At 38.3% G+C, this 7,333-nt stretch carries 4 protein-coding genes, 1 other RNA gene and 1 pseudogene; 4 read left to right on the top strand and 2 right to left on the bottom strand.

Annotated features, from left to right (window positions below):
* Positions 1 to 57: 57 nt before the first annotated feature.
* Positions 58 to 687 (top strand): annotated as a pseudogene (locus HX129_RS14265) (citrate/2-methylcitrate synthase); the annotation flags it as partial.
* A 214-nt stretch (positions 688 to 901) separates the two neighbouring features.
* Here the strand turns inward: HX129_RS14265 and ssrA are convergent.
* Positions 902 to 1,262, bottom strand: a transfer-messenger RNA (tmRNA) gene (ssrA, locus tag HX129_RS14255).
* A 131-nt stretch (positions 1,263 to 1,393) separates the two neighbouring features.
* On the opposite strand from ssrA, the gene glpK reads away from it, so the two are divergent.
* Positions 1,394 to 2,875 carry a glycerol kinase GlpK gene (gene glpK / locus HX129_RS14250; protein WP_286434924.1) on the top strand — a complete coding sequence of 494 codons (1,482 nt, stop codon included), beginning with the start codon at positions 1,394 to 1,396 and terminating at the stop codon, positions 2,873 to 2,875.
* Between the two features lie 76 nt (positions 2,876 to 2,951).
* Here glpK and HX129_RS14245 read toward each other — a convergent pair whose 3' ends face one another.
* Positions 2,952 to 4,331: an LLM class flavin-dependent oxidoreductase gene (locus HX129_RS14245; protein WP_286434925.1), complete on the bottom strand. Its 1,380-nt coding sequence runs from the start codon at positions 4,329 to 4,331 to the stop codon at positions 2,952 to 2,954.
* 299 nt (positions 4,332 to 4,630) lie between these two features.
* Between HX129_RS14245 and HX129_RS14240 the strand changes: the two genes are divergently transcribed.
* Positions 4,631 to 5,881 carry an SfnB family sulfur acquisition oxidoreductase gene (locus tag HX129_RS14240; RefSeq protein ID WP_286434926.1) on the top strand — a complete coding sequence of 417 codons (1,251 nt, stop codon included), beginning with the start codon at positions 4,631 to 4,633 and terminating at the stop codon, positions 5,879 to 5,881.
* Positions 5,882 to 5,894: 13 nt separating this feature from the next.
* Entirely contained in the window at positions 5,895 to 7,148 is a 1,254-nt protein-coding gene (locus HX129_RS14235) for an acyl-CoA dehydrogenase family protein (protein ID WP_286434927.1), read from the top strand.
* Positions 7,149 to 7,333: the final 185 nt, after the last annotated feature.

Here is a 7,333-nt window from a genome sequence, read left to right as displayed (position 1 = left end):
TGATTATCATACATTTGAAAATACATTAGACAAACTATTCACAGAAGGAAAATAAAAATGGCTGAAGGAAAAGTACTCACGGGCGCAGGACTGCGCGGACAAGTAGCTGGTAAAACAGCATTATCTACAGTAGGTAAGAGCGGCGCAGGCTTAACTTACCGTGGTTATGATGTGCAAGATCTTGCTGAAAATTGCCAATTTGAAGAAGTCGCTTATTTAATCTTCTTTGGTGAATTGCCTACAACAGAACAGTTGACTGCATATAAAGCAAAATTGAAATCACTTCGTCAATTACCACAAGCATTGAAAGAAGTATTAGAACGTATTCCTGCTGACTCACATCCAATGGATGTGATGCGGACAGGTGTTTCAATGTTGGGTAACCTTGAAACTGAAAAATCATTTGCTGAACAACAAGATGTTGCAGACCGTATTTTAGCGACTTTACCTGCAATCATTTGCTACTGGTACCGTTTCAGCCACGATGGCGTACGTATCGAAGAAAACACTGATGATGATTCAATTGGCGCGCAATTCTTACATTTACTTCGTGGTGAAAAACCAAACGAATTGCATGAACAAGTGATGAATGTATCGTTAATTCTTTATGCAGAGCATGAGTTCAACGCATCTACTAGTTCCCGATATTCTTTTTCTTCGGGTTCAAGGTTAGCGAGTACGGTGTCAGAAAGAGGACGGCGTTTTATATCTGATCTTTTCATGGCTTGTACACCAGCGAGTTCAATAAAATGTGCAATGTACAAGACAGTGTACACGGTGTATGTACACTATAGCTAGTTATGTTTGGTTATGTTTAGGCAAGAAAAAAGGCTTAATCCCTTTAGAATTAAGCCTTTTATCTTTAAAACTTGGCATATTTTGCCATGTTTTGGAAGGTATTTGGTGGAGATGGCGGGAGTTGAACCCGCGTCCGCCAACACTACACTCGAGAATACTACATGCTTAGATATCGTCTATTATTTTAACGCTTAAAGACCCGACGAACAGGATTAAAAACGCGATCCTCTAAGTTTGGTATAAAGCCCCGAGGCTTGACTCTATACGGACTTGTGTGCGTGCGCTTCGGTCGGGTTCACTGACCACAAGTATTCAGTGAAGCGGACAAGCGGCCCTTAGGCAGCTAGAGCGTAAGATTCGTCGTTTGCGACTATTTAAAATGCAAATTTTATTTACGAGAGGAAATGCGCTCTCGGCATGCATCTATGAGCTTCATCATCAGCGTCGAAGCCAAAAACATCCCCTAGATAACAATGCAATCATAACATACATGTTGAAAATTACGCAGTGAATTTACGACATTTAAGTGAAATGATGCAATTGCTTACATCATTGCGTTAATATAAATATTTTTCAAGGGTCAAAAACAAAAAAGATGAGCTATTTACTCGCACTTGATCAAGGAACAACCTCTAGTAGAGCAATTATTTTTGATGAGCATGGAAAAATCCATGCAACCGCACAACGTGAAATACAAATCAAGACCCCTAAATCAGGTTGGGTAGAGCAAGATGCGCAAGAAATTTGGACGACTCAAATTGCTGTGGTACAACAAGCAATCGCATCTGCACGATTATTAGCCAAGGATGTCAAAGCTTTAGGTGTAACAAATCAACGTGAAACAACTGTGATTTGGGATAAACGCACAGGTCGAGCTTTAGCTCCTGCAATTGTGTGGCAAGATCGGCGGGCAGTAGAGTGGTGTAATGACTTACTACAAAAAAATTATTTAGAAAAAATACAACATAAAACAGGTTTAAGAATAGATCCTTATTTTAGTGCTGGAAAATTAGTGTGGTTATTGGAAAATATTGATGGACTCAGAACACTTGCAGAGCAAGGACATGTGGCTTTTGGTACGATTGATAGCTGGCTGATTTGGAACTTAACGCAAGGTTCAGAACATGTCATTGAAGTCAGTAATGCATCTCGAACAATGTTGATGAATTTAAAAAGTCAGCAATGGGATGATGAGCTAATTGAGTTGTTTAATATTCCAAAATCTGTTTTACCTAAAATTATTGATTCAGATCAATATATTTCCAATACGGCAGCAGGTTTATTGGGTGCTGAGATTCCGATTGCAGGTATTTTAGGAGACCAGCAATCTGCATTATTTGGTCAGTCATGTTTTGAAGTTGGAACAGCAAAAAATACCTATGGTACGGGCTGTTTTATGCTGTTTAATACAGGTTATGACATTCAATACAGTCAAAATCAATTATTAAGTACATTGGCATGGCGCTGCCAAAGTCAGTCGAATTATGCACTTGAAGGCAGTGTGTTTATGGCTGGTGCGATTGTACAATGGCTTAGAGATAGTTTAGGGATTATCCGAAATAGCACTGAAGTCGAAAAATTGGCGTGTAAGGTGAAAGATACCGATGGTGTTGTATTGGTTCCTGCATTTACGGGTTTAGGTGCGCCACATTGGGATAGTGAGGCGCGTGCTTTACTTTGTGGTATGTCACGAGGTACCAATAAATCTCATATTGCACGAGCAGCTTTAGAATCCATCGCATTTCAAGTTTCAGATGTACTGACTGCCATGCAATCTGATATTTCACAACCCTTAAAAGAACTGCGTGTAGATGGCGGTGCAAGTCAAAATGATATGCTCATGCAATTTCAAGCAGACATTTTAAATGTTCCTGTACTGCGCCCTAAACTTTTAGAGTCAACGGCTTGGGGTGCAGCAGCGATGGCAGGTTTGAAAATGGGAGTATTTTCAAATCTAAATGAAATATCTGAGTCTTGGCAATTAGACCGAGCATTTGAACCCAATATGCAAGAAGATGAACGACAGTTCCATTTGCAACAATGGAATGATGCTTTGCAAAGAGCAAAAAGTCATTAATGATTTACAGGCGCTTATTTCATTGATTAACCTAAAAAAGATGCTGATTATTCACAGCATCTTTTAGATCTTGGATTTAAACGGTATTGAGCGCTTCAAAGCGAAATGAAGCGCCTCGGTGTTCTTCTGGTAAATACGCCCCACGCCCAAAAAGCTTTTCACGTAAAGTTCCTTCACGATAATCTTTTTGATAGACACCGCGTTTTTGTAGTTCAGGAACAACATATTCCACCACATCTTCAAAAGTTTGATGCGCTAAGATATACGCTAAATTAAATCCATCAATGCCTGTATCTTCAACCCACTCCTGTAAACGATCTGCCACTGTATGAGCAGCACCGACAATCACAGGGCCATTGCCCCCCACACTTGCCCATTTTGCGATTTCTTCAATCGTCCAAACTCGATTTGGGTCAGCTTTAACATAAGAATTTAATAAAGACTGAATCGCATTGGTTTCAATATATTCAACTTGATCAGTTGATTGATATTGAGAAAAATCTACACCTGACCAGCCAGAAACTAACGTTAGTCCACCGTCATAACTGCCATAGCTTTGATATTCTTCAAATTTACTTTGAGCTTTAGCATCAGTTTCATCAACAACAATAGAGAGCATGGTATAAATTAAAACGGATTTTGGGTCTCGACCTTCTTCGACCAGTTTGGAGCGAATGCCTTGTACAAGTTGTTTAACCGCAGTTTTGGTGGGTGCAGAAATAAATACACATTCAGCATTTTGACTTGCAAAACTTTGACCACGATGAGAAGCACCTGCTTGATATAAAACAGGTGTGCGCTGTGGTGATGGTTCACAAATATGAATGCCTGGAACTGTAAAATATTGTCCTTCATGTTTAATGGGATGAACTTTAGTGAAATCGGCAAAAACACCACGCTTTTTATCACGTATTACAGCATCATTTTCCCATGAACCTTCCCAAAGCTTATATAAAACTTCTAAATATTCATCGGCGATATCATAGCGATTATCATGTGTAACTTGAGTTTTTAAACCAAGATTTTTCGAACCACTTTCTAAATAAGAGGTGACAATATTCCAACCCGCACGCCCTTTGGTCAGATGATCTAAAGTACTCATCCGTCTTGCAAAAGGATAGGGATGCTCAAATGAAATGGATGTTGTTACACCAAAGCCTAAGTGTTTGGTGACAGCTGCCATTGCAGGCACAATCTGTAAGGGATCATTGACTGGAACTTGTACCGCGCCTGTTAGCGCATGTTGAGCATTGCCATGATAAACATCATAAATGCCTAAAACATCGGCAAGAAAAATACCATCGAATTTACCGCGTTCTAAAATTTTGGCTAAATCAGTCCAATATTCTAGATCTTTATACTCTGTAGAACGATCAAGCGGATGTCGCCATAAACCAGGTGATTGATGTGCAACACAATTCATTTCAAAAGCATTAAAGCGGATTTGTTTGGTCATAATAATAAAAATCTTAGTGGATATTTTAATCTTATAAAAAATAAACGCATTATTTTGTATTTAAAGCTGAGATATAAATCTGTTTTTTTACTTATGAAAATATTTTTAAATGATATTAGTTAATCATTTAATTCATAAATAAAATCATTTATTTTATTTATAATATTGATTATTAATGAAATATAACTTAATTTTAATTTTTATTTTATTTAAAGTGAATTACTTTTTATTTTAATATATAAGCGAATAAAAATATTGGTGCTAGTTTGAGTGTAGAAAATCAAACGATGGAAATTTAAATGACAGCAAAGATTAATATCCAATTAAATTCAGCAGAAAATATTCCAAAAGAATTTTATTTATTAAAAAATAAAGCACATATTATTCAAAATGATGCTGAGGCAATCCAAATTGCTCAAAACTTGGCGCAAGAATTTAAAAAGGAAGCAGCAATTCGAGACCACGAACGGCGTTTACCCTTAATCGAAATTGAAAAATATTCACAGTCTGGTTTATGGGGAATTACCATTCCTAAGCAATTTGGTGGAGCAGGCGTGAGTTATAAAACGCTTGCTGAAGTTGTGAAAACGATTTCGAGTGCTGATTCTTCATTGGGGCAAATCGCCCAAAATCATTGGGCTTTTGTGGAACATATTCGTTTAGATGCAACACCTGGACAGCAAGCTTTTTTCTTTGATCAAGTGCTACAAGGACATCGTTTAGGTAATGCATTTTCAGAAAAAAGTTCAAAAACTGTTGCGGATTTAACCACAACAATTGAATTTAAGGAGGATCATGCTGTCGTAACGGGTCAGAAATTTTTTGCAACAGGTGCACTTTTAGCGCATTGGATTCCTGTCGTTGCTGTGAGTTCTGAAGGAAAACCTTTTGCTGCTTTGATTCCACAACATCGTGAAGGGTTAACCATTAACAATGATTGGAGTGGTTTTGGACAGCGAACAACGGTGAGTGGTTCTGTCACTCTAGATCATGTAAAAGTAGATTTAAACCATATTGTCCCTATTTACCAAGCCTTTGAACGTCATACTGCGGCAGGTGCTATTTCTCAGTTTATTCAAGCCGCAGTTGATGCGGGCATTGCACGTGGTGCAATTCAAGAAACGATTGATTATGTCCGCCAATATACTCGCCCTTGGATTGATTCTGGTTTAGAAAAAGCGACAGATGATCCTTATACCATTGCCAATATTGGCGAATTAAAAATAAAACTACGTGCTGCTGAAGCTGTTTTAGACTTAGCTGCATTGGCAATAGATGCGGCTTTAGCCGAACCTTCTGAGCATCATGTGAATGAAGCGACTTTGTTAAATGCTGAAGCGAAAGTATTAACCACCGAAATTGCGTTATTGGCAGCCAATAAATTATTTGAACTTTCAGGTACACGTTCTACTTTGTCAGAATTAAATTTAGACCGTCATTGGCGCAATGCAAGAACACATACTTTGCATGATCCTGTACGTTGGAAGTTAAATATTGTAGGCAATTATTATTTAAATGATATTCCACCACCACGTCATGCTTGGAGCTAATAGGAGAATAACAATGACAACATTTACACAAAATCATGAGCTTTCTTTGGGTGGGAACTATGAGCAAGTTGCCCAAAAGTTTCGTCCAATTTTTTCTAAAATTGCAGAGGGCGTTTTAGAGCGAGAAAAAAACCGTATTTTACCAACCGAGCAAATTGAGTGGTTGAAGCATGCAGGCTTTGGTGCTGTGCGTGTCCCTGTACAATATGGCGGTGAAGGTTTATCTCAACGTCAGTTATTTCAGCTACTGATCGAATTAGCAACGGCTGATTCAAATATTGTACAAGCATTGCGTGGGCATTTTGCTTTTGTGGAAGATCGTTTGGTTGCCCATAGAGATTCTTCCCAAGAAATTTGGTTTAAGCGTTTTGTACAAGGTGATTTGGTGGGGAACGCATGGACTGAAATTGGTAAAGTTGAAATTGGCGATGTCATTACACGTGTTTCACAAAATCAACAAGGTAGGTTAGTGGTGAATGGTGAAAAATTCTATTCAACAGGAACTATTTTTGCAGATTGGATCGACCTTTTTGCTTATGATGAAACTTTAGATCAACATGTGATTGCGGCTGTATCGACACATGAGCAGGGTATTGTGATAACAGATGATTGGGATGGATTTGGGCAAAAAACCACGGGCAGTGGCTCACTTAAAATTAATCAAGTTCCGATTGAGCGTGATCATATTTTGTCATTTGAACAGCGGTTTAAATACCAAACAGCCTATTATCAAGTCTTTCATTTAGCCACTTTGGCAGGTATCGCATTGAGTGCAGTTGAAACTTTTTCAGAGGAGGTGCGCCAACGCACTCGTATTTTTAGTCATGGTAATGCAGATCTGGTTCGTCATGATCCCCAAGTCTTACAAGTGATTGGTAAAGCATCTGCGCAAGCTTTTGCAAGTCAGTCCATTGCATTAACAGCAGCAGAAGCCTTAGATGCAGCATATCTGAGTCATTTTCAAAATAATGATATTTTAGACCAAAAAGCTAACAATGCGGCTGAGTTAGAGTCATCACAAGGTCAGGTGGTGATTACAGATTTGGTTTTAGATTTAACTGCATCTTTATTCAATGCTTTGGGTGCATCTGCAAGTACAACAGCAAAACAATTAGACCGTTTCTGGCGTAATGCACGTGTGGTTTCTTCACATAATCCAGTTATTTATAAACAAAAAGTGATTGGGGATTGGCTAGTAAATCAAACACCTTTGCCTTTTGTTTGGCAGATTGGAAACAGTCCAGCTGCTCGGAAAATTTCTATTTAGGTGAGTTTTGGGCATCAACACGGGTTTTCATCGGAAGGTGAAAACTCTTTTTTTGATGCTGAGCATCTAAAAAGTGAACTGATAAAATAAGTGTCAAATAGAAAATGAAAAAATGGACATTTCACATTCAAAATGTGGATGTCAGTCTAAAAGGTAACCATGAAACGAAAAATAAAACCCGCTTA

This window comes from Acinetobacter sp. 251-1, from assembly GCF_030329305.1.
In the GTDB taxonomy this organism is placed as follows: domain Bacteria; phylum Pseudomonadota; class Gammaproteobacteria; order Pseudomonadales; family Moraxellaceae; genus Acinetobacter; species Acinetobacter piscicola_A.
The sequence above is the reverse complement of the archived record's forward strand: the minus strand, read 5'-3'. Positions and strand labels throughout refer to the sequence as shown.

What these genes read in the sequence shown, in the direction of transcription:
- glpK (WP_286434924.1), top strand. Translation starts at nt 1,394, where the DNA reads ATGAGCTATTTACTCGCACTTGATCAAGGAACAACCTCTAGTAGAGCA.
- HX129_RS14245 (WP_286434925.1), bottom strand. Translation starts at nt 4,331, where the DNA reads ATGACCAAACAAATCCGCTTTAATGCTTTTGAAATGAATTGTGTTGCA.
- HX129_RS14240 (WP_286434926.1), top strand. Translation starts at nt 4,631, where the DNA reads ATGACAGCAAAGATTAATATCCAATTAAATTCAGCAGAAAATATTCCA.
- HX129_RS14235 (WP_286434927.1), top strand. Translation starts at nt 5,895, where the DNA reads ATGACAACATTTACACAAAATCATGAGCTTTCTTTGGGTGGGAACTAT.